The sequence below is a fragment of the Rhizobium sp. SRDI943 genome (genome assembly GCF_057653695.1).
In genome coordinates this window covers 2,950,308-2,969,729 of the sequence record NZ_CM172787.1, presented here as the reverse complement: position 1 = coordinate 2,969,729, position 19,422 = coordinate 2,950,308, and the positions used below count along the sequence as shown (strand labels likewise).

General features: G+C 60.5%; 26 protein-coding genes, 1 tRNA gene and 2 pseudogenes. 19 read left to right on the top strand and 10 right to left on the bottom strand.

The features are described 5' to 3' along the window. Positions 1-83 precede the first annotated feature (83 nt). The 5 genes from AC245Y_RS15355 to AC245Y_RS15335 all read left to right on the top strand — a co-directional run bounded on the left by AC245Y_RS15355 (position 84) and on the right by AC245Y_RS15335 (position 3,389). A complete protein-coding gene (locus AC245Y_RS15355) occupies positions 84-887 on the top strand; it encodes an AraC family transcriptional regulator (protein ID WP_017994769.1) in 804 nt (267 codons plus the stop codon). A gap of 83 nt (positions 888-970) precedes the next feature. After that, positions 971-1,867 carry a DMT family transporter gene (locus AC245Y_RS15350; protein ID WP_017994768.1) on the top strand — a complete coding sequence of 299 codons (897 nt, stop codon included), beginning with the start codon at positions 971-973 and terminating at the stop codon, positions 1,865-1,867. A 3-nt stretch (positions 1,868-1,870) separates the two neighbouring features. Then, complete coding sequence (locus AC245Y_RS15345) at positions 1,871-2,563, top strand: B3/B4 domain-containing protein (RefSeq protein ID WP_017994767.1); 693 nt, start codon at positions 1,871-1,873, stop codon at positions 2,561-2,563. A 113-nt stretch (positions 2,564-2,676) separates the two neighbouring features. Beyond that, positions 2,677-3,075: a DUF427 domain-containing protein gene (locus AC245Y_RS15340; RefSeq protein ID WP_026157430.1), complete on the top strand. Its 399-nt coding sequence runs from the start codon at positions 2,677-2,679 to the stop codon at positions 3,073-3,075. Between the two features lie 80 nt (positions 3,076-3,155). Then, on the top strand, positions 3,156-3,389 hold the full coding sequence (locus AC245Y_RS15335; RefSeq protein ID WP_012758370.1) for a DUF6894 family protein: 234 nt from the start codon (positions 3,156-3,158) through the stop codon (positions 3,387-3,389). A 167-nt stretch (positions 3,390-3,556) separates the two neighbouring features. Here the strand turns inward: AC245Y_RS15335 and AC245Y_RS15330 are convergent, their stop codons facing one another. Next, positions 3,557-3,802, bottom strand: a complete 246-nt coding sequence (locus AC245Y_RS15330; protein WP_012758369.1) for a DUF6894 family protein — start codon at positions 3,800-3,802, stop codon at positions 3,557-3,559. 132 nt (positions 3,803-3,934) lie between these two features. On the opposite strand from AC245Y_RS15330, the gene AC245Y_RS15325 reads away from it, so the two are divergent. The 7 genes and pseudogenes from AC245Y_RS15325 to AC245Y_RS15295 all read left to right on the top strand — a co-directional run bounded on the left by AC245Y_RS15325 (position 3,935) and on the right by AC245Y_RS15295 (position 8,658). Continuing rightward, on the top strand, positions 3,935-4,654 hold the full coding sequence (locus AC245Y_RS15325; protein WP_017994765.1) for a Crp/Fnr family transcriptional regulator: 720 nt from the start codon (positions 3,935-3,937) through the stop codon (positions 4,652-4,654). A gap of 137 nt (positions 4,655-4,791) precedes the next feature. After that, positions 4,792-6,011, top strand: a pseudogene (locus tag AC245Y_RS15320) (MFS transporter). A gap of 75 nt (positions 6,012-6,086) precedes the next feature. Beyond that, positions 6,087-6,686 (top strand): DUF922 domain-containing Zn-dependent protease, encoded by a 600-nt coding sequence (locus tag AC245Y_RS15315; protein ID WP_017994764.1) that lies wholly within the window; start codon positions 6,087-6,089, stop codon positions 6,684-6,686. Between the two features lie 116 nt (positions 6,687-6,802). Continuing rightward, complete coding sequence (locus AC245Y_RS15310; protein ID WP_017994763.1) at positions 6,803-7,156, top strand: DUF1428 domain-containing protein; 354 nt, start codon at positions 6,803-6,805, stop codon at positions 7,154-7,156. A 114-nt stretch (positions 7,157-7,270) separates the two neighbouring features. Then, a complete protein-coding gene (locus AC245Y_RS15305; RefSeq protein WP_012758364.1) occupies positions 7,271-7,693 on the top strand; it encodes a secondary thiamine-phosphate synthase enzyme YjbQ in 423 nt (140 codons plus the stop codon). A 122-nt stretch (positions 7,694-7,815) separates the two neighbouring features. Continuing rightward, positions 7,816-8,121, top strand: coding sequence for a hypothetical protein (locus AC245Y_RS15300; protein WP_012758363.1), 306 nt, complete (start codon positions 7,816-7,818; stop codon positions 8,119-8,121). Positions 8,122-8,298: 177 nt separating this feature from the next. Continuing rightward, positions 8,299-8,658, top strand: a complete 360-nt coding sequence (locus AC245Y_RS15295; protein ID WP_026157429.1) for a hypothetical protein — start codon at positions 8,299-8,301, stop codon at positions 8,656-8,658. Positions 8,659-9,149: 491 nt separating this feature from the next. Here AC245Y_RS15295 and AC245Y_RS15290 read toward each other — a convergent pair whose 3' ends face one another. Continuing rightward, entirely contained in the window at positions 9,150-9,890 is a 741-nt protein-coding gene (locus tag AC245Y_RS15290) for an SIMPL domain-containing protein (protein ID WP_017994761.1), read from the bottom strand. A gap of 196 nt (positions 9,891-10,086) precedes the next feature. Here AC245Y_RS15290 and AC245Y_RS15285 point away from each other — a divergent pair, with 196 nt between their 5' ends. Further along, a complete protein-coding gene (locus tag AC245Y_RS15285) occupies positions 10,087-10,533 on the top strand; it encodes a GNAT family N-acetyltransferase (protein ID WP_017994760.1) in 447 nt (148 codons plus the stop codon). A 100-nt stretch (positions 10,534-10,633) separates the two neighbouring features. On the opposite strand, the gene AC245Y_RS15280 is transcribed toward AC245Y_RS15285, so the two are convergent. Continuing rightward, on the bottom strand, positions 10,634-10,780 hold the full coding sequence (locus AC245Y_RS15280; RefSeq protein ID WP_003561157.1) for a hypothetical protein: 147 nt from the start codon (positions 10,778-10,780) through the stop codon (positions 10,634-10,636). 253 nt (positions 10,781-11,033) lie between these two features. Here AC245Y_RS15280 and AC245Y_RS15275 point away from each other — a divergent pair, with 253 nt between their 5' ends. After that, the gene (locus AC245Y_RS15275) at positions 11,034-11,225 is read left to right on the top strand and encodes a hypothetical protein (protein ID WP_017994759.1); all 192 of its coding nucleotides are present in this window, start codon (positions 11,034-11,036) and stop codon (positions 11,223-11,225) included. Positions 11,226-11,328: 103 nt separating this feature from the next. On the opposite strand, the gene AC245Y_RS15270 is transcribed toward AC245Y_RS15275, so the two are convergent. After that, a complete protein-coding gene (locus AC245Y_RS15270; RefSeq protein WP_017994758.1) occupies positions 11,329-11,523 on the bottom strand; it encodes a hypothetical protein in 195 nt (64 codons plus the stop codon). 677 nt (positions 11,524-12,200) lie between these two features. Here AC245Y_RS15270 and AC245Y_RS15265 point away from each other — a divergent pair. Further along, positions 12,201-12,938: a hypothetical protein gene (locus AC245Y_RS15265; RefSeq protein ID WP_012758358.1), complete on the top strand. Its 738-nt coding sequence runs from the start codon at positions 12,201-12,203 to the stop codon at positions 12,936-12,938. Positions 12,939-12,996: 58 nt separating this feature from the next. Here AC245Y_RS15265 and AC245Y_RS15260 read toward each other — a convergent pair. Then, positions 12,997-13,072, bottom strand: a tRNA-Ile gene (locus AC245Y_RS15260). A gap of 201 nt (positions 13,073-13,273) precedes the next feature. Between AC245Y_RS15260 and AC245Y_RS15255 the strand changes: the two genes are divergently transcribed. After that, positions 13,274-13,642, top strand: a complete 369-nt coding sequence (locus AC245Y_RS15255; RefSeq protein WP_012758357.1) for a response regulator — start codon at positions 13,274-13,276, stop codon at positions 13,640-13,642. Between the two features lie 119 nt (positions 13,643-13,761). Here the strand turns inward: AC245Y_RS15255 and AC245Y_RS15250 are convergent, their stop codons facing one another. From AC245Y_RS15250 to AC245Y_RS15240, 3 genes and pseudogenes are all read right to left on the bottom strand, one after another. Further along, a complete protein-coding gene (locus tag AC245Y_RS15250; RefSeq protein ID WP_012758356.1) occupies positions 13,762-13,965 on the bottom strand; it encodes a hypothetical protein in 204 nt (67 codons plus the stop codon). After that, on the bottom strand, positions 13,962-14,627 hold the full coding sequence (locus tag AC245Y_RS15245; RefSeq protein WP_003541559.1) for an acyl-homoserine-lactone synthase: 666 nt from the start codon (positions 14,625-14,627) through the stop codon (positions 13,962-13,964). Before AC245Y_RS15245 ends, AC245Y_RS15250 begins: the two co-directional genes overlap by 4 nt. A gap of 138 nt (positions 14,628-14,765) precedes the next feature. Beyond that, a pseudogene (locus AC245Y_RS15240) lies at positions 14,766-15,493 on the bottom strand (LuxR family transcriptional regulator). A 123-nt stretch (positions 15,494-15,616) separates the two neighbouring features. On the opposite strand from AC245Y_RS15240, the gene AC245Y_RS15235 reads away from it, so the two are divergent. Beyond that, positions 15,617-15,811: a hypothetical protein gene (locus AC245Y_RS15235; protein WP_012758354.1), complete on the top strand. Its 195-nt coding sequence runs from the start codon at positions 15,617-15,619 to the stop codon at positions 15,809-15,811. A gap of 329 nt (positions 15,812-16,140) precedes the next feature. Further along, positions 16,141-18,066 (top strand): DUF5054 domain-containing protein, encoded by a 1,926-nt coding sequence (locus AC245Y_RS15230; protein ID WP_012758353.1) that lies wholly within the window; start codon positions 16,141-16,143, stop codon positions 18,064-18,066. 119 nt (positions 18,067-18,185) lie between these two features. Here the strand turns inward: AC245Y_RS15230 and AC245Y_RS15225 are convergent, their stop codons facing one another. Further along, complete coding sequence (locus AC245Y_RS15225) at positions 18,186-18,425, bottom strand: DUF2934 domain-containing protein (RefSeq protein WP_012758352.1); 240 nt, start codon at positions 18,423-18,425, stop codon at positions 18,186-18,188. 25 nt (positions 18,426-18,450) lie between these two features. Continuing rightward, positions 18,451-18,657: a hypothetical protein gene (locus tag AC245Y_RS15220; protein WP_012758351.1), complete on the bottom strand. Its 207-nt coding sequence runs from the start codon at positions 18,655-18,657 to the stop codon at positions 18,451-18,453. A gap of 362 nt (positions 18,658-19,019) precedes the next feature. Here AC245Y_RS15220 and AC245Y_RS15215 point away from each other — a divergent pair, with 362 nt between their 5' ends. Then, positions 19,020-19,403, top strand: coding sequence for a BRA0787 family protein (locus AC245Y_RS15215; protein ID WP_012758350.1), 384 nt, complete (start codon positions 19,020-19,022; stop codon positions 19,401-19,403). Positions 19,404-19,422 lie beyond the last annotated feature (19 nt).

Genomic DNA, 19,422 nt, shown 5'->3' with positions numbered 1-19,422 from the left:
TTAGGCCGGCATTCTCGCCGCCACGATTGCGTCATCTCACGGCGGCTGGCAGAGTGGCCGGCGATCGGACCTGCGGGCAGAGAATGGCGAAAAACCAGTTCAGGATGTTGCGCTCGGCGCTGGCAGGCGTCGAAGCGGTAGAAGCGGAAACGCATCACAGCTTTGCGCGGCATACGCATGAGCAGTTCGGCATCGGTTTGATTTCCGCCGGGGCGCAGTCGTCGCTCAGCGGCCGCGGCATGGTGGAGGCTGAGGCCGGCGACATCATCACGGTCAATCCGAACGAAGTGCATGATGGCGCGCCGATCGGCGAGGGGCGGTCGTGGCGCATCCTCTATTTCGATCCCGCCATCGTCACCGGTCTGTCACGAGAGATCAGCGAAAGCGGGGCACGATCGGAAATCCCGCATCCCGTTATCCGCAATGCGGCGATCGCCGCCCGCTTCGAAATGCTGTTTGGCGCGGTGACCGGCGGCGGGACGGCGGAGGGGTTGCTCTGCGACGAACTGCTTCTGCAACTCGTCGCCGATGTTATGCGGGAGCGCTCTGGTACCGAAGAGCGGCCACTGGTGCCGGCGTCGATCCGCGCGGCTCGAAACCTGATCGACGACGATCCGCTTGCCGCCGTCTCGCTTGACGATCTCTCCAGGGAAAGCGGACTCAGCCGCTTCCAGGTGCTGCGCGGTTTTGCCAAGGCGACCGGCCTGACGCCGCATGCCTATCTCGTCCAGGCCCGCATCCATATCGCCCGCCGGCTGATCGCGCAGGGCATGCCGCTTGCGGAAGCGGCCTTTGCCAGCGGCTTTGCCGATCAGAGCCACATGACGCGGGTCTTCGTGCGCAAATACGGCCTGTCGCCGCGTCTCTATGCCGGCGCCTTTCTCTGAGCAGCTGCTTTGCACCTGCAATTTCGTTCAAGACCCCGACAGGCTCCTGCTGTTTTCTCGGCGCATCCAATAGGAGACGCTGAATGTCGAGGCAGGTTCAAGGTTATGTCTATCTGGCGCTGGCGATGCTGACGGTCGGAAGCACTGTGATCGCAAGCAAGCTGATCGCGTCGGGTCTGCCGCCGTTCAGCGCTACCGCATTGCGCTTCGCCATCGCCTTTCCTGTCCTTTTCCTGCTGATGCGGGCGACTGGCGCGCGGCTGCCGAGGTTTTCCCGGCATGACCGCCTCATCCTCATCATTCAGGCCGGGGCCGGCAGTGTTGGTTACACGACGCTGCTGATCTCCGGCCTCAGCCTGACCTCGGCGGCCGATGCCGGCGTCATCATCGGCACGCTGCCGGTGGTGTCGGCCGCAATCTCCATCCTGCTGCTTCGCGAACGGCCGCAGCGTGCCCTGCTTCTTGCCGTGGCACTTGCAACATCAGGCGTGCTGTCGATCGCCTTCACGCCGGATGCGGCCGGCGGATCATTGGCCGGCAATGCGCTGATCTTCTGCGCCGTCGTCTGCGAAGGGCTGTTCATCCTGCTGAATAAAAAGCTGAAGACGGAGATTGCGCCGCTTGCCCTGTCGACGCTGATGGCCGGCATCGGCTTCATCGTTGCCGCCATCCCGGCTATTTTCGAAGCGCCTTTCGCACATGGTATTTCCGCAAGCGCTGTAGGTGCCGTCGTCTATTATGCGCTGGTGCCGACCGTCGGCGGATTTTTGCTCTGGTATGCGGGGGCAGAAAGGGTGAGCGGCACGGAAGCGGCGCTCTTCACCGCGCTGGCTCCGGTTTCCGCCGTCGTGCTTGCCTTCATCATCCTTGGCGAGCCGGTTGGGCTCCACCAGTTCGCCGGTATCGCCTGCGTGCTTGCGGCCGTGCTCGGTCTTGCCTTTGCCGGGAACCGTACAGTGAAACTTGCTAGCGGGAGATAAACCATGCAGTTCAGCCATTCAGATGCTATATGGCAGGCCTTTCCGGAGCTTCGCGCCGGCGCGCTCCATTCCGAAGGCATCCATGCGGATGCTGATGTCGAGGCGGCGATCGCAAGCTTCAGCGCAATCGCCGAGGCCCGGCTGGCCAAAGCGCAGGAAGGCGAATTCCCCGAAATCCAGGCCTGGCGGCGCGGCTTTTCCCGCATGGGCCTGAAGCCGACGCAATATCGCTGCGCTTCCGAGGCGCTACTGCGCCGCTTCCGCCAGGAACATGCGCTGCCGCGCCTGCATCCGCTCATCGATCTCTGCAATGCGATTTCGCTCGCCTTCGCCATTCCGATCGCCGTCTTCGACACTGAAAAGATCGCTGGCGATCTCGAGGTCCGGCGAGCCAAGGGTGACGAGACCTATCTGACTTTCGCCGGCGAAAGCGAGCATCCGGAGACGAACGAAGTGATCTTTGCAGACGCGGAGGACAGGGCACATGCACGGCGCTGGACGAACCGGCAGAGCGGGCTTTCGGCGGTGCGGGAGACGACGCACTCGGTGCTGATCGTTGTCGAGGCCCTGCACGTCTCCGCCGGCGACGACATCGCCAGGCTGGTCGAAACAGTTGCGGATGCGCTTACGCGGCACTGGCCGGCGGCGCCGAAAACGGCGATGCTAAGTCCGGTATCGCCGCATTTCGAATTCTAAGGTTGAGCCCAGGTGTCGTCAGATCAATAGGTTCGAGGCCTTGGGCCGGCGGCATGTCCGCCCTATCTCCATTGGACCGATACCTTCCGGAGACGAACCCCATGTCAGAAAAAATGTCAGACAAGTCGATCAAGATTCCGGGGCCGGATCATCCGATCACCGTCGAGCACAATCCCTCCCGCGTCGTCGTCACGCTCGGCGGCAAGACGATTGCCGATACGCACGATGCGCTGACGCTGTGCGAGGCCTCCTATCCGCCGGTGCAATATATTCCGCGCAAGGATGTGGACATGTCGCTGCTTCAACGCACCGACCATAGCAGCCATTGCCCCTATAAGGGCGACGCCTCCTATTACAGCGTCATTCCGGGCGGGGAGCGCTCGAAGAATGCCGTCTGGACCTACGAGGCGCCGAATGCCGCGGTCAGCAACATCAAGGATCATCTCGCCTTCTATCCCGACCGCGTCGACGGTATCGAGGAAATGGCCTCTCCGGAAGCCGGCGCCTTTTGACGGTGCGCACGACCTGAAACCCGTTCCGGCGGAACATGTTGTCCGCCGGTCCGTTAGGGTCATCTAGCGGGGGATATGCCGTGCCGAAATTCTACTTTCAACTTTTCGATCGTGATGGCGCCGGGACGACCGAGACGGCATATGATTTTGAATCCATCGAAGCAGCGAAAGCGGAGGCGCGGCGTGTTTTGGCGGAGATGGCCACCGAAGGCTTGCCGACTGCACCTTTGAATATGATGTCGGTGGAACTCTTCGATGAAAGCCGTAGGCCGCTTGCTGAAATCCGGCTCATTCTCGAAGAAATCGCCAAATAGCCGCGATAAAGATGCCGGCCCTGTGAATGGCCGTCGATCACGCAAAGCAATCAAAAGACTATGTCAAATTTAATTGCCGGCTATGAAGGCGGGTCTTAGCGTCGCGCCCATCGACCGAGTCGGATTGATGCGTAGGAGTGACCGCGGCAGCCCTTAAACGGCGGCCGCTATCGTAAGACGTCGAGCCATTCATTGTTGAAGACGAGGCTGGCAACCGTGACCGGATCGCCGCTCTCGTCGCGAACGGTAATGGCGATGGTCATGCGATCACCCGCGGGCAGTTCGTCGCGGGCCACATCCAGCAGGATGCGGGTCAACTCTTTCGGAATGTCTTCGCGAGATTTGAGCTCGGTGCCGTGCTCGTCGCGTGTCGGACCTTCCCCATTGTGTAGATCGAAATAATAGCGAGCCATGGTCTTTCCTGCGCGTCAAAGGAGAAATCACAGATGAAGACAATTGTTCCCGAGGCTAGGCATTGATTCTTATAGAAAATACAGGTCGCATCGAAATGATCAGGAACTCTTGCGATATCGGCGGGCAAGCCCGTGATTGAACCCCTGCTGCTGAACCTTGGAAGCCGAGATGTGCTGTCGGCCGAAGAGGAAAACCATCTCAGAGCAATCATCGACAAAGACAGGTATTTTGCTGCCGGGGAGGATCTTGTCTCCGAAGGGAGCAGGCCGGGCTACAGCACGCTGCTGCTCGATGGTTTTGCGGCGCGCTACAAGGTGATGGCCGATGGCAGCCGCCAGATCACCGCGCTGCATGTCGCCGGCGATTTCGTCGATCTGCATGCTTTCCCGATCAAGAAGATGGATCACGGCATCGTCGCGCTGTCGTCCTGTCACGTCGCCTTCGCCGATCACGCCGATCTCAAGGCGATCACCGAGCGCATGCCGCATCTGACCCGGCTGCTCTGGCTCGATACGCTGGTCGACGGCGCCATCCACCGCGAGTGGATCGTCGCCATGGGTCGGCGCTCCAAGCGCGCCCATATTGCCCATCTCGTCTGCGAACTCTTCGTGCGGCTGCAGGTGGTGAAGCGGACGCGCGGCGCAAGCTTCCAGTTTCCGTTGACGCAGATCGAGATGGCCGACGTACTCGGCGTTTCCGTCGTCCACCTGAACAAGACTTTGCAGGCGCTGAGGCGCGAGGGCGTGTTCACCTGGGAGAACCGGACGATCACCATCGTCGACTGGGAACGCCTGCAGGAAATCGCCGAATTCGATCCCGGCTATCTCAGCATCTTCAGGGAACCACGTTAAGACCGAGGTATCACACAATCCGGTGACACCAGCTCATTGCGATTGACAATTCGACCATTCGGGCAGAACACCGCCTCGACCTTCTTAAAACTCTTATAAAGGCTGGCGGACCCGCGCTGCCGGCCGGTGACATCGCAATGGACATATCCCAAGGACCGGGGAGCGTTCTTCGCCACCCCGGCTATCTGAACTTCGCTGCCTCCCGCGTTTTTTCCTCGCTCTCCTTCCAGTCCATTGGCATCGCCATGGGATGGATGATCTACGATCAGACACACAGCGCCTTTGCGCTCGGCCTCGTCGGCTTGTGCCAGTTCCTGCCGATGGCGGTGCTGACCTTCGTCGTCGGTCATGTCGCCGACCGGTTCGACCGGCGGCGCATCGGGCTAGTCTGCCAGTTGATCGAAGCGGTGACGGCGCTGGTGCTGGCGGTCGCCACCTGGCAGCAATGGCTGACACCGGCCGGCATCCTTGTCGCCGTCACCGTGCTCGGCGCCGTCGTCGCCTTTGAACGGCCGACCATGGCGGCGCTGCTGCCGAACATCGTGCCGGCCTCGATGCTGCAAAAGGCGGTCGCAACCTCCACCTCGATGATGCAGACGGCGCTGATCATTGGCCCCTCGCTCGGAGGCCTGCTTTATGGCCTCCACCCCGTCGCGCCTTTTGCCTTGGCGGCGCTGCTCTTTGCCGTCGCAAGCTTCAACGTCATCTCGATCCGCATGCAGTGGAGCCCTGCCAAGCGTGAGCCGGTGACGCTCGCCTCGGTCTTTGCCGGCGTCTCCTTCATCCGCAGCCGACCGGTGATGCTCGGCACGATCTCGCTCGATCTCTTCGCGGTGCTGCTCGGCGGCGCCACTGCGCTGCTGCCGATGTTTGCCAGCGATATCCTGCATGCCGGTCCCTGGGGCCTCGGTTTTCTGCGCGCGGCCCCGGCGGTCGGCGCGCTTGCCATGTCGATCATGCTCGCTCGCCGGCCACTGAGCAGCAATGTCGGTCGCAAGATGCTCGCCGCCGTCGCCGTGTTCGGCGTCGCCACCATCGTCTTCTCGCTGTCGACCAATATCGCGCTTTCCGTCGTCGCACTGCTCGTCATCGGCGCGTCCGATACGGTGAGCGTCGTCGTGCGCAGCTCGCTGGTGCAGCTTTTGACGCCGGACGAGATGCGTGTCGTGTCAGTGCCGTCAACTCGCTGTTCATCGGCACCTCCAACCAGCTCGGCGAATTCGAATCCGGCATGATGGCGGCGGCGCTTGGGCCGGTCGCCACCGGCATCGTCGGCGGCTTCGGCACGATCGTCGTCGTGCTCCTGTGGATGCGGCTCTTCCCCGATCTTACCAAGGTCAAGACGCTGCAGGGTTAGCACATCCATGACGCGTTGAAAGCGGCGACCGCTCCCGTTAGGTTCGGCCCGAAACATCATTCGGCGGAGCCGCGCATGACGACAAATTTTCTATCCTGTGTGCTTGCGGCGGTTTTCACGTCGGTGCCGGCCGTGGCGCTGGCCGAGTGGCAGGCGGTCGAAGAGGTGCGGCCCTATTCGATATCAGGCACCTCGGGCGCCGGGCTTTATGAATCGATCGGCGAGCGTGGCCCGAAGGCGGGCGGCTTCGGCCGGGCAATCGCGCATACGACGTTCAAGCTGACCTGGACCAGAAAATACGAACCGCAGGGAAATGCCTGCGTTATCGTCACTAACCGGCCGAAGCTCATCATCACCTATACGCTGCCGAAACCATCTGCTGGGCTGCCAGCCGCCGTGAAGAGCAGCTGGGAGGCCTTCATATCAGGTGTGCAGGCGCATGAGCGGGTGCATGGCGAGACCATCAAGGAGATGGTCAAGGAGATCGAGGCGACAAGCATCGGCCTCACCGTTGCCGATGATCCCGATTGCAAGAAGATCAGGAACGAGCTGACCCGCCGGCTCGGCGAGATCTCCCAAAGACAGCGCCAGCGCGGCCGCGACTTCGACAAGATCGAAATGGGTGACGGCGGCAATATCCAGCAGCTCATCCTCAAGCTGGTCAATGGTCCCTGATCACCAGGAGGACGATAAGCGCGCGCGGTAGCCGCTCGGCAGCAGACTGGACCCGTTTGGCAAGTCTCCTATCTCCTCCGCGATAACAAGGCGCAGATACGCAGAGGAGGAGCGAGATGTCCTATGTCGATGGTTTCATCGTGGCGGTTCCGAAGGGGAATATCGAGGCCTACAAGGAATTCTCGACCTTCGCCGGCTCGATCTGGAAGGAATATGGCGCGCTCGAATATGTCGAATGTATCGGCGACGACGTGCCCTATGGCGAGTTGACCTCCTTTCCCCGCGCCGTGCAGGCGAAGGAGGACGAGGTGGTGGTATTTTCCTGGATCGTCTACGGCTCGCGCCAGGAGCGCGACGATATCAATGCCAAGGTAATGGACGATCCCAGGCTCAAGGGCGACCAATGGCAGATGCCGTTCGACGGCAAGCGGATGATCTACGGTGGCTTCGAGGTGCTGCTCAGGCTCTGATCGCCCGCGCAAGCTCGACTTTGCCCCGGCAAGCTTGACTTGCCCGCGCAAGCTTGACTTGCGCCGAGTAGCGCGCCAACTCGCGAGACATTCATTTCGAAGCAGGAGAGCGCCTTGCCCCAGACGATCCTCACCTTGTCCACACGCGGACAGGGCCTTTACGAGTTCACCCACCAGGCGGAGGCCTTCGTCAGCGCGTCGGGGCGGGAGGAGGGGCTTCTCACGGTCTTCGTGCGCCACACCTCCTGTTCGCTGCTGATCCAGGAAAATGCCGATCCCGATGTGCGCACCGATCTTCTCTCCTTCTTCCACCGCCTCGTGCCGCCGGCTTCCGATCCTGAGATGGACTGGGTCGTGCACAGGGCCGAGGGGCCGGACGACATGCCGGCGCATATCAAGGCGGCGCTGACGCAGGTCTCGATCGGCATTCCTGTTGCCAGGGGCCGGCTGATGCTCGGCACCTGGCAGGGGCTTTATCTTTTCGAACATCGCGACCGGCCGCACCGGCGGGAAATCGTGCTGCATTTCAGCGATTGAAATCGGTTAATGCTTGTGAATGCAAACTGAATGCCCGGTTCGAACACCATTCATTTTGCGGCGGTTACTGTCGAGACAATCCCTGAAGGGAGAGCTTGGAATTCAATCGACGGAGACACAACATGACGCATTTCCTGACCAAGGCTTCGCTTGCCGCTCTGCTCGCCCTCTGCACTATTCCGGCCACCGTTTCCACGGCGGCCGCCGCCGGACCGCAGACGAACTTCGTCGTCGAGGCGCAATACCATCGTCCGATCCGCGGCTGCTCGCCGATGCATGCGGTGCGCAAGGCGCGTGATTTCGGCCTACGGGACGCCCGCATCACCCGCATGTCGCCGCGGGTGGTGGTCGTCGCCGGACGCGAACGCCGCGGCTGGGACAGGATCACCTTCGCGAATGTCCGCGGCTGCCCGCTGATCCGGCGCTGAGGACTGCGGCCGGAGGCGCCGATGCGGTGCTTCCGGTCCGTTTTTGCCTTGACGCTGACACTTTCAGCCGTCTCTTCTCTGACCTGTATGAGTGATTCCCAAATGACGCTTCGGCGTGATGCGGACCAATGGGGAGGGCGGCTCGACCGCACCGACTTTCAAACGAAAGGTTTTTCGATGATGCAGTTTCTGGCAAAGGCGGGTCTTGCCGTCATGCTGACAGCCGGTACCCTTGCCGGCACGGTGGTCCCGGCTGCCGCCCAGTTGAATATCATTATTGGCGAGCCGGACCGTGGTCCGCCGCAGAACTATCGCCGTCCGCCTCCGGGTTATGACCGTCCGCCTCAGGGCTACGGCCGGCCGTCGCGCGGCTGCAATCCGCAGCTCGCCGAAAACCTTGCTCGCGATTACGGCTTCCGCCGCGCGAGGGTCGTCGACATCACGCCGCGCCGGGTGATCGTCCAGGGCTGGACGCGTCGCGGCCAAGATGAAATGAGCTTCGGCAATGTGCGCGGCTGCCCCGCTCTGCGCCGCTAATCGTTAGACGAAAACGCCGCCCCGTCTCCCCGATGCGGCGGCCAAGAACCGCCTTTGCCCGTCTCCCCGGATCGGCAAGGGCGGTTTTCTTTTGCGCTCAGTTTGACTGCGCTCTTTCCTCCGGCATCATCCGGTCTTGTGTATGAATCCAAGACCCCTCCCCACAAGGGGGAGGGGCTAAGCTGTGGCCCCGGCGGGACCAAAAAGCAGACGTGTCGCTGGCTGTTACCGCTCTACGGATTGCTACGATGGAGGTCATGTGAAGTGGGGGCGGCATGTTAGCCCCTCCCCCTTGTGGGGAGGGGTTGGGGAGGGGTCTTGCTTTGTGAGCGGCAGCCGCCGGCGCCAGACGGACAGGATCGGCCTGATCTGCTGCCTATCAACCGGAGGCAGATGCTTGGGGCACAAGCCGGATGATGACGAAGGTAATTGGCACACATTGTCAGCAATCCGAGCCCCGCGCGTCTCAAATGACGCGCGGGGCTTTCAATTTACTGCTCGATCGCGAAGGTCACGGTGACGCTGACATTGTAATTATTCTCGCCGCCCTGGACGGGAACGGCGGCGTCGGCAGCCTCCTTCATCATCGTGGCGCGATAGACCGGCTGCGGCATTGCGCGCGGCACATTCTCGTTGATCTCGAGAATGCGGCCGAGCTTGACGCCGGCGGCTTCGCTCAGCGTCTTTGCCCTCTTGATGGCATCGGCGACCGCGGCCTTGCGTGCCTCTTCGATCGCGGCGTCCGGTTTGTCGTTGGTGAACTGGATTTCGCCGCCCTGGTTGATGCCGAGGGTGACGGATTGGTCGATCACCGCGCCGAGCTTGGCAAGATCGCGCAGCCTGACGGTGACCGAATTGATGGTCTGGTAGCCGATCAGCTGCGGCTGCTGCTGCTGGCCGTCGACCGGCTGCGGATAATTATATTGCGGCTGGATGGAAAAGCCGGAGGTCTGAAGGTCGCGCTCGGCGATGCCACCGCTCTTCAGCGCGGCAAGCACGTCGTTCATCGCCTTGTTGTTCTCATCGAGCGCTTCGCGGGCGGTTTTCGCCTGTTTGACGACGGCGAGATTGACGATGGCCATATCGGGAGCGACAGAGGATTCGCCATCGCCGGTCACCGAAATCACCGGCTCGCGCGGCTTTGCATCCTGCGCGAAGGCGGGCGCTGCGGCGGCAAGCGGCAGCGCCAGAAGGGCGGTCATCAGGACAGTTTTGGTATAGATCGGCGCCATGTTTTCATTCCTTGGTTGTCGTTTCCCGGAAGAGCTTTCTGTCGGTTGATTGTGAAGCTATTACGGCGGAAAAGACAGGCGCATGCGTAGCGAGAGAAAAATCTGCGGGGGGCATGCGTTGGGGCTGAACCCGGAGGGCGTCTGCCGCCCTTTAAAAGCCGCAACGGCCGGACCGAAACCGAAGGCTCGCTATCATATGGCGATCATCGACGACGAGGAAACAATGTTCGAAACGCTCGATCCCGTCCCGCCCGAGATCGCCACCGCGATTTCCGATGGCCTGAACGCCTTCAACGAGAGCGCTGAGATCAGACGCGAGGCCTTCGCCATCGTCTGGCGGGAGAACGGAAGGCTTATCGCCGGAATAACGGCGTCCGTTTCCTTCTCTGTTCTTTTCATCGGCAATCTGTGGGTCGAAAAATCGCTGCGGCTCAGCGGCATCGGCAGGACGCTGATGGCGGCGGCGGAAGAAGAGGGCCGCCGCCGCGCCGCCGTCATGGCCTGCGTCGACACACTCTCGACCCAGGCGCCTGACTTTTACCCGAAGCTCGGATATGTCGAATTCGGCAGGGTCAGTGGGCATGCCGGAGGCCGGCCCGTCGACCGGATATGGTTCCGGAAGGAATTTTACGCCGCAATATGATCAGAAGCCGCTGGCGGCTTCCCATCAGATATCAATTGATATGACATTGGAGGACGTAATCGCGGGGGCAGACGAGTCGGTTGACTCGCCAATTGTCCTGCTAGGCGCCGAAATCGTCCATGAAGGACGGATGGATGGCGGGCTTGCGCTCTTCGCGTGCGTCGCGAATACGCTGGGGAACCGCACCGAGACCAGCGACGAAGCGGGTCAGGAGATTGCGGTTGAAAAGTTTATGTATGGCACTCATGGTAGTTCACTCATTCTTTTTTTTGTTAGCCGGCAGCATATATTTTGCCCAGGCTGCCGTAACAATGGGCAATTTTGCATGACAGTTATGTGACAGTGCATGGCTTGAGGGTGGCTGGCCTAAAAGGTGATCACATTGACGTTAGAAGCGGCCGTTGAGGGCGGTCGGCTGCTATAAATCCTCGTCGGTATTCGCTGTGGGTGGTAGATTGCCCGCTTGGGGTAAAACCATGCCCTCCGAAGGAGAAGCTCAGATGAACCGATTTTTCGCATTTATCGCGACCGGAACGCTGATCAGCCTTGCCGCGATCATTTCGGGCTGCACTTCGTCCGGAAGCGTCGACCAGACGTCGTCGATCGGCGGCGGTTATTATGAGCGTCAGCCGCTTAATCCGGCGTGTGGGGGTGGGTTCAGGCCGAGCGATGGGCGTTCTTGTAGCTATTAGCATTGGGCGCCGATTGGGCATGATGCCGCCGAACGAAGTCGTGTGATACTGGCCATCGCCGGAGGCGAACCATCGCGGCAATCAGACTTCTCATTTTCCAGCGCTAATAGCTGCACGGACGATCGTTGCCGAATCCATCGCGGCAGGCAGGCCGAAGGGCAAAGTCAGCGCTCCGCGCGGTATAGCCGACCGAGCCTGTCTGCACCGAGTCGTTTGAACTCGTGGTGCACGACGATGCCGACGTGGCAATGACGAAGACGGCTGCCATGGCTGCCGATAGTTTGCGAGTTTGAAGCATCTCCCCATCCCTCACTGTGCAGAGTGTCCGAATAATTCTGGCAAGTAGGGCCGATGAAGCCTCCCGATAACGGACGGTGTCGATCAAGATTTTGTCATTGGTTGAAAAACCCTTCGCCGGCACTCGCTGCCACGATCAAGGCTGTCTCGGCCACGCCTACAGATGTTGTTGGCGCCTCGAGGCGCGGATGCCATATCCAGCGCGCACCGGGTCAGGTCGCATTGAAACGCTTGGGTTCCACGGCAAAAGAACAGCAAGCGGCAACGAACAGGGCTTTGGAAAACAAGGTAGAAGTCCTGTCGCAAGTCCTTCCAACCAGTAGAGAACTTAAGTTTATGGGGAGAACAACCTGCGACAGGGAAATTCGGCTTCTGCGCCGGGGCCATCAATTAGAATAGCCGCCCGGAAACTGAGATATTGCGCCCAGACGATCGGAGCAGGGGAATGTGCGGATGACGGCAGCTAAGGATTCTCAAAGGAAAGTTTATTCTCTCGCTTAACCATCGCTCGGAGGTGCGCAAAGCCTTTTCAGCGTTCAAAATAAAAGAGGTGCAATGACTTATTCCGTCGCGGGCGGTGAATGTGTGCCGGCCAGGCAGCTGATTATAGGTGAGCAGTAAAGATTGTCGGAGCGTCATCGGAATAGTTGGCCCGCCGATAGCGGTGGAGAAAAAATTATGCGTGTTGGTGCACTGCTTGCATCTGTGATCCTTTTCGTTGTTTTCCTTTATCTCGTCCTCACTGGCGCAGAACAGGTTCGCTACATTTCTGTAGCGTTCGTTCTTGTTTTTGCCGTCCTAGCCACGCGCTTAGACGACATCCAAGACCTGACATTTGGTCCAACAGGCCTGGCAGCAAAACTGGCGAAACAATTGGAAGAGGCTCGGGCCACAGTGAAGCAGCTGCAAGACTTTGCTGAAGTGTTTGCCGCTCGTAGTGTCCAGCAGATCGCGGGTGATAACCGAATGAGCGGCCTATCACCGAAGCAAAAGCGTGAAGCGATCGCAGAAATCGTGGGCGGGTTGAAATCCCTACAGCTGCCGGATGACCGCATTAATCGGGTGCTGTCGTTATCCGACCCCTATGATGACTACGATTATTGGAGCTGGACAATGTCTCCGATCTACAGCGCCAATGATACAAAAGTGAAGGACCTAGCGAACCAGTTTTTCAACTTGGGCGCCAGCAAAGGTATCGGCCACAATCCGGATGCTGAGACCACCGAGAAGTTCCTCAAGGACCACGATCTTTATCAGGGGGAAATCGCAGAGTGCATGACTGACTGGCAATATTGGAAAGCCAACCACAAACATCGTCGTCTCGATGAATGGGAGGCGCGCCACGAAAGGCGGAATCAAGCGAGAAGTTTTGAAGATGTGCTCAATATCGAGTCGAAGCCAGGAACAAAGGGCTAACCAGATGGCTAACCTTCCTGGCTAACCACTCCCTAAGCCCCTTGAAACAAGGGAAGAGTGGTGGGCCCGGAGGGACTCGAACCCCCAACCAAGCGGTTATGAGCCGCCGGCTCTAACCATTGAGCTACAGGCCCTTGGCGCCGGGTCGCCGGCGCTTGGGTGCCGGGGCAATGGTTCCCGCAGCACGGGTTCCGCTCTAACGCAAATCCGGGGGAGCCACAAGCGGGGAGCGCAAGCATCTGTGGACGATGCATATTTCGTGGGCAGCCACTGGAACCTTCTCGTGCGGGCTACACTTATTCAAGTCACATTCCGCATGAAGAGGGCGATCGCAGATGGTGGCTTTGAACAGTGCCGTGGTGCTCATCGTGGAGGACGAGCCGCTGATCCGGTTCAATATCCTCGATGTGCTGGAGGAGGTCGGCCATGTGGCGCTGGAGGCGGCAAATGCCGACGAGGCTCTGGTGGTGCTGAAGGGCAGGCAGGATGTCGATATCCTCTTCACCGACGTCAACATGGCCGGGTCGATGGATGGTCTCCAGCTTGCCAAGCGGGTGAGGGCGATGCGGCCGAATATCGGCATCATCATCACCTCGGGCATGGTGCGGCTCGATCCGATGGCGCTGCCCGCCAATACCGCTTTCCTGCCGAAGCCCTATATGCACGACGCGCTGATTTCGACCATCAATTCCCTGATGACGTAACGGTAATGCCCTGATGAGATGACGGGGGCGCGCAGCCGCAAAACGGGGACTGTTTTTGCGGCTGCGCGCGAGGCGCCGGGAGACATGCTCGTCTTCAGGCGGCGGAGGGGAACCGGCCCTCAGCTGAAGCTGCTCCTCAGCGCCTCGTTCTCATGATGGGCCTTCTTCTCGTAGATCGTGAACAGCGCCATCGAGAGGAGATAGGAGAGGAAGGGATCCCCTATCTGCGTGGCGATGTCGCGGGATGCGAGAACATGGCGCTCCAGCGCGCCGATATCCTTCTGAATTGCGGTCTGCGTAGCGGTTTCAGCGAGGCGGTTCATGCTGCCATCTCCAGGAATTGGGTCACGACCGAGCGGGCCGGCACGTGCCTGACATAAAGGGGTAGGGTGAGGCCGAGGGCGGCGCGCATCTTGCGCAGCACGCGGTCCGATACTTCGAAGGCGCCGCAGCAGACGGGGTATTTGCCGTAACCGTCTGCGCGGCCGAGTTCTTCCACTTCGGCGCCGGCGCGCTTGTAGACGCGCTTGAGGTAGGGCTCGTAGTTGGAAATCATCGTATGGATGCCGTGATCGAGCGCGCATTCGCAAAGCGCAAGCAGCATCATGGAGAAAGCGCGGCCGGCGTCGACATTGGAGAAATCCTTGGCGATCGCCTCCTCGTCGATGCACATGCGTGTGCCTTCCCAGATGCCGGGGGCGATAAGATTGGCGGCGTCAGGAAACGTCTCGCGGAAGACGTCGTAGAGAAGGGTCGGGCCTGTCGTCGGCATCAGGCGCATGCCGCCATAAAGACGGGTGCGGCTGTCGTTGCACCAGACGAGATAGGCGGGGGCGAGCGAATCGTAGCTGTCGCGTTCGTAGGGGCCGATGACGGGAACGTCCCAGCCGAGCGTATCGGCGAAGACCTTCTTGCGCAGGCGAAACATCTGGTCGAGTACGGCAGCGTATTTCTGATACTCATGTGCCTGAATGATAACGAACATTTTGCCCTCCAGCGTTTTCAAGTTCGTGGAAAGCAGAATGGTTCATGCGGGCCGGATCGGAAATTCCCTCAGATGGGCCCCCCCAGATGAGGGGGGCAGAGCATGTCGCGCAAAGCCGCGGTTTTGCGGGCCGATGCGCTAGGGATTGATAATGCGCAATTGAACGGCCCGGGAGGCGGCCGCCGAAATGGTGGCGCAGCCGAGCTTGAAGCGGGCAGTCTTCAGATAATCGCGCGTGGTGTGCTCCGATATGCCGAGGATGACCGAAATATCCTTGTAATCCTTGCCCAGCGCCGTCCAGTGCAGGCACTCGATTTCGCGCGGCGACAATGACGGCACCGGATCGTTTTCGCCATGCAGCTCGTAGACGGCCTTGCGGTGGATCAGATGGGCGATCTCGATCCATTCGTTGCGGCAGCGGCGGACGAGTTCGGTCCATTCCTCGGCCGGGATGCGGGCATTCAGCGACAAGAGCGCACGGCGTTGCGCTTTGTCGGCGACGCTGGAATGGAGTAGCCGTTGCCGCCGATGCCGTGCTTTTGGGCGTCGACCAGCATGGCATAGGCCTCGGGCGTCGGCTCGACCTCGCTCCAATCGAAGGGCAGCTGGCGTTCGAAGCCCTGTTTGACGATCGGATCGACCTTCACATAGCTGTTCAAGAGGTAGCGGGAGACCCAGGCATCCGGATAGGTGGTGCGCACGAAGGGCGAATCGATCTTGGCCGCGATCGTCTGGGCGAGATGGTAGGTGACGAAATCGAGGCCATATTCCGTCTGGAGAATGCGGATGGCGGCATCCACATTGGCCGCGGCCTTGATCTGTTCGAAAGCGGACTCGAACTTTTCGCTGTAGGTATTCTCAATCATTTCCACTGCCCCAATCCCCTCAATCCTACCGCGAGCGCTGTCATAAATACAAGGCATCCCCACATATGCGGGGAATGACAATCCGGGTCCCACCTGCTAGCGCCTGTCATGAGGAGACCTCATATGGACAGCAAGAGACCATTCGAGATTGCCGAATGCCAACAGGCCGCCAAGGGCCTGAAATCCAGCTGGCAGGACATGGCAGGCTCCGAAGCGCTGATTCGCGCCCTCGTTGCCGAACGCAACGGTGACACGCCGCTGGCGCTGTTCTGGACCGAGGTCCACCGGGCGCTCTGCCAGGAAAGCAACGCTTTCTGACGATCGGCCTTCCCCGAACGACCAGCCTTTTCTCCGCAATCTGGGCGGGGCACCCGCGCCAGTCGGCAGGGAAATCCCACCGCCTTTCCTCCAAAATTGCCGATGAACACGTCTTCATTCATGTCGTGATTCGATTTGATGGCGAAAGGATCGGACGCTGCGTTCTGGATCTATGGTTAAGAAATCCGCATTATTTCATCGATCTGTTCCAAAACGGTTGACGGAGCGTTTGTGGCAGGAGCAATGGTGTTTGTGGAAACGGTTACATTCCGTCGCGCCTTTGTAGCGCTGGCAGAATTTCGGGTATCATCACCGATGTGTGGAATGGAATGACTGAAAAGCGTGTGCATCTGGTCTTCAAGACCCACCTCGATATCGGCTTTACCGACCATGCCGAGAAAGTCCGCCGGCAATATCACGAGCGCTTCATTCCGCAGGCGATCGAGACCGCCAAGCATTTTCATGCCGAAAATCCCGACGAGCCGAAATTCATCTGGACGACGGGCGCATGGCTGATCTGGGACCATCTGAATTCGCGCTCGGCGGGAGAGGTGGCAGCGCTGGAACAGGCGATTGAGCGCGGGCTGATCCGCTGGCACGGCCTGCCGTTCACCACGCATACGGAGCTGATGTCGCCCGACCTTTTCCGGGCCGGGCTTTCCTATTCGCAGGAGCTCGACCGGCGCTTCGGCAAGACGACGATCGCGGCGAAGATGACCGATGTGCCCGGCCATACGCTCGGCATGGTGCCGCTGCTTGCCGAGGCGGGCATCCGCTTCCTGCATCTCGGCGTCAATACGGCCTCACCGCCGCCCGATGTGCCCGACATCTTCCGCTGGCGGGCGCCCGGCGGCGAGGAGGTGGTCGTCATGTACCAGCGCTCCTATGGCGAGACCTGTTTCCCCGACGGTTTCGAGGACGGGCTGAGCTTTGCCCATACCAACGACAATATGGGGCCGCAGAGCGTGCCGCAGACGGCCGAAGCCTATCGCGAATTACGCGCCCGTGAGCCGGATGCGATCATCCGCGCTGCGACGCTCGAGGATTACGGCGCCATTCTTTGGGACGAGCGTGAGCGCTTCCCTGTGGTCGAGCTGGAACTCGGCGACAGCTGGATCCATGGCAGCGGCAGCGATCCTGTGAAGACGGCGCGGTTCCTGGCGCTGCAGCGGCTCTACGACCGTTTCGCGGCGGATGGGCTCGATGCGCGACGTCTCGCCTTCGGGCGCGGGTTGGCGATGGTGGCCGAGCATACCTGCGGCGTCGATATCAAATCCTATCTGCGCGACGATAAGGCGTGGTCGCGGGCCGATTTTGAGGCCGCGCGCCGATCCGATTATCGCTTCGCCTATACCGAAGCCTCGTGGGACGAGCAGCGGGCCTATCTCGACCAAGCGGTCTCGCAGCTTGACGAGACGGACCGGCAGGCGGCCCAGGCGGTGCTTGCCGAATTCGCCACGCCTGCCGTGATCGAGGGCGGCGGGCGGGAGCTCCGCCTGCAGGCCGGCGGCTGGTCGATCGCGCTCGACGGTGCGAGCGGCGATGTCGCCGAAATCACCTCGCCCTCCGGCCGGACGATCTCCGGCCGCAACGGCTCGCTGATCGCCTATCGATATGAGAGCTACGATGCCGGCGACGTTAACAGGCACATGGAGACCTACCTGACCCATCGCCAGGAATGGGCGGTGCTCGACCATGACAAGCCGGGGCTTGCGCGGTCCGGGGCAGCACTTTCGAAGGTTTCTCTGCCGGCGCTGGAAGCGACTGATGGGGCGGGCATCCTTCTGTCGATGCCGGCAGTGGCGGTGCAGAAATATGGCGCGCCGCCGCATGTGATGCTGCATTTCATCGCCGAGGGCGATCGCCTGAACCTCAGCCTGACATTGCACGACAAGCCGGCCAACCGCATGCCGGAGGCAAGCTTCCTCTCCTTCACGCCTGAGGGTGACGGGGACTGGAATTTCCGCAAGATGGGCCTCTGGCATCGATCCGGGAACATTGCGACGAGCGGCGGCGGGCAATTGCAGGCTGTGACCGCAGCACGCGGTGATCTTGTCGATGGCCTGCTGACAATCGAAACCTTCGATGCGCCGCTCGTTGCGCCGCAAGGCTCAGATTTCATGACGTTCTATAGGACGCGGCCGGACTTCGGCTCTGGCATTCGCTTCAATCTGCACAACAATAAATGGGGAACCAATTTCCCGATGTGGTGGCAGGGAGATTTTCAGGCGCGCTTCCGGTTAAGGTTCGACTGAGTTGCTCGATCTGGCATCGAGCGGCGCGATCCCGCAGGGGATTGAGCCACGGGATTCGCCGCGATTGGGCCGCTTCATCCTGTACGGATTAAGCGGCCCGGTCCGGTGTGAGAAAGGGTTCAGCCGACGTTTGCGGTTGGGCTGAACCAGCCGGCGCATGGCGCTTCGGGCCGTTGCGGCTTCGGGCGAAACTTCACCAGGACCTCGCGACCATCGGACGAGGCCTGCGTGCGCTCCAGCGCGTCTCGTTCGGCAACGGCCTGGCGCCAGTGCTCGTCGCCGCGGCCATCAGGCCGGCCCTGTTCCTCCCAGATCGCGTAAGCCCGTTTGCTGATCCATTCGTGGCGTCTATCGCTCATCTCTCTATTCCATTCGTCAAAAGTGCTATTCGGCAATTCCGTCCTGCAGAACCGGCGGCCGGCGCTTGGCTGCCATCAGCAGGTCGAGTTCGATCGAGGACGGCCCGAAACGGGTGAACAGGCTTTCTGCCTGCTCGTTTCGGAGGCCATATTTGGAGGCGAATTCATCAAGGCTATAGGGGCGGCCGCGCAGGATCCTGCTGCGGCGCTCCGGTTCACGGATTTGCGTCATTGGTGGTAACCCCAGTGTGTGTTGCGAATTGTGAGAACAAAACAAATTACAGCTACAAAAGTTCCGTGAGTTTTCAGGGTTTTTTCGCCCTCGCCGTGCCATTTCGGAGCGATCCTAGGCGGGTGGCATAGATTTTTAAGGCTGGTGTGCGCGGAGAAAATTTCGTCTAAAACACGCAAGAATATCAGGGTGTTATGGAAATCGCTTCCGCGGTGGCGGATAAATGGGCTTTACGCCGGCGCGTTACTCTATAGAATCAATAGTGTTATTCGGTTCGCAGGGGCAGCGAAATGTTCCGTTCCCCGCGTTGGCGCGACCGAGACCGGAGGACTTTGGCTTCAACCCATCAAGAGGAGACAGACATGATGAATGCACTGCCGCCACTTCATGACGGCCACGCGCCGTTTAACCTCCAGCAGCTGTTTCGCGAAGCGCTCTATGCCTTCGAGGAATGGGACAGCGAATTGACCGAACCGATCGTGACCTACGAAGGACGGGTCATGCCGATCAGCTTCGTTTTTGAAGCCATGCGCGAATGCACCGACATCGTGCCGATGAACATCGTCGGCGCCGTCACCGAACGGCTGACCAAGCCGTGGGAGGGCGAAGGCCCGCTCGACCAGATGACCTTCTCGACGGCGGCGCGTGTCATGCGCGTTTTGGTGCGCAAGCGCCTTCTCGTCACCGGGGCTGCGGATCTCGTCGCCGTGTCGGCCCACGCGTCCGAAGACCAGGGCCGCGACTGATAGAATAAGGATCGCGGCC

Coding starts and splice junctions, on each gene's coding strand:
- AC245Y_RS15355 (WP_017994769.1), top strand. CDS start 84: ATGGCGAAAAACCAGTTCAGGATGTTGCGCTCGGCGCTGGCAGGCGTC.
- AC245Y_RS15350 (WP_017994768.1), top strand. CDS start 971: ATGTCGAGGCAGGTTCAAGGTTATGTCTATCTGGCGCTGGCGATGCTG.
- AC245Y_RS15345 (WP_017994767.1), top strand. CDS start 1,871: ATGCAGTTCAGCCATTCAGATGCTATATGGCAGGCCTTTCCGGAGCTT.
- AC245Y_RS15340 (WP_026157430.1), top strand. CDS start 2,677: ATGTCAGACAAGTCGATCAAGATTCCGGGGCCGGATCATCCGATCACC.
- AC245Y_RS15330 (WP_012758369.1), bottom strand. CDS start 3,802: ATGGCTCGCTATTATTTCGATCTACACAATGGGGAAGGTCCGACACGC.
- AC245Y_RS15315 (WP_017994764.1), top strand. CDS start 6,087: ATGACGACAAATTTTCTATCCTGTGTGCTTGCGGCGGTTTTCACGTCG.
- AC245Y_RS15310 (WP_017994763.1), top strand. CDS start 6,803: ATGTCCTATGTCGATGGTTTCATCGTGGCGGTTCCGAAGGGGAATATC.
- AC245Y_RS15300 (WP_012758363.1), top strand. CDS start 7,816: ATGACGCATTTCCTGACCAAGGCTTCGCTTGCCGCTCTGCTCGCCCTC.
- AC245Y_RS15295 (WP_026157429.1), top strand. CDS start 8,299: ATGATGCAGTTTCTGGCAAAGGCGGGTCTTGCCGTCATGCTGACAGCC.
- AC245Y_RS15290 (WP_017994761.1), bottom strand. CDS start 9,890: ATGGCGCCGATCTATACCAAAACTGTCCTGATGACCGCCCTTCTGGCG.
- AC245Y_RS15285 (WP_017994760.1), top strand. CDS start 10,087: ATGGCGATCATCGACGACGAGGAAACAATGTTCGAAACGCTCGATCCC.
- AC245Y_RS15280 (WP_003561157.1), bottom strand. CDS start 10,780: ATGAGTGCCATACATAAACTTTTCAACCGCAATCTCCTGACCCGCTTC.
- AC245Y_RS15275 (WP_017994759.1), top strand. CDS start 11,034: ATGAACCGATTTTTCGCATTTATCGCGACCGGAACGCTGATCAGCCTT.
- AC245Y_RS15270 (WP_017994758.1), bottom strand. CDS start 11,523: ATGCTTCAAACTCGCAAACTATCGGCAGCCATGGCAGCCGTCTTCGTC.
- AC245Y_RS15265 (WP_012758358.1), top strand. CDS start 12,201: ATGCGTGTTGGTGCACTGCTTGCATCTGTGATCCTTTTCGTTGTTTTC.
- AC245Y_RS15255 (WP_012758357.1), top strand. CDS start 13,274: ATGGTGGCTTTGAACAGTGCCGTGGTGCTCATCGTGGAGGACGAGCCG.
- AC245Y_RS15250 (WP_012758356.1), bottom strand. CDS start 13,965: ATGAACCGCCTCGCTGAAACCGCTACGCAGACCGCAATTCAGAAGGAT.
- AC245Y_RS15245 (WP_003541559.1), bottom strand. CDS start 14,627: ATGTTCGTTATCATTCAGGCACATGAGTATCAGAAATACGCTGCCGTA.
- AC245Y_RS15235 (WP_012758354.1), top strand. CDS start 15,617: ATGGACAGCAAGAGACCATTCGAGATTGCCGAATGCCAACAGGCCGCC.
- AC245Y_RS15230 (WP_012758353.1), top strand. CDS start 16,141: ATGACTGAAAAGCGTGTGCATCTGGTCTTCAAGACCCACCTCGATATC.
- AC245Y_RS15225 (WP_012758352.1), bottom strand. CDS start 18,425: ATGAGCGATAGACGCCACGAATGGATCAGCAAACGGGCTTACGCGATC.
- AC245Y_RS15220 (WP_012758351.1), bottom strand. CDS start 18,657: ATGACGCAAATCCGTGAACCGGAGCGCCGCAGCAGGATCCTGCGCGGC.
- AC245Y_RS15215 (WP_012758350.1), top strand. CDS start 19,020: ATGATGAATGCACTGCCGCCACTTCATGACGGCCACGCGCCGTTTAAC.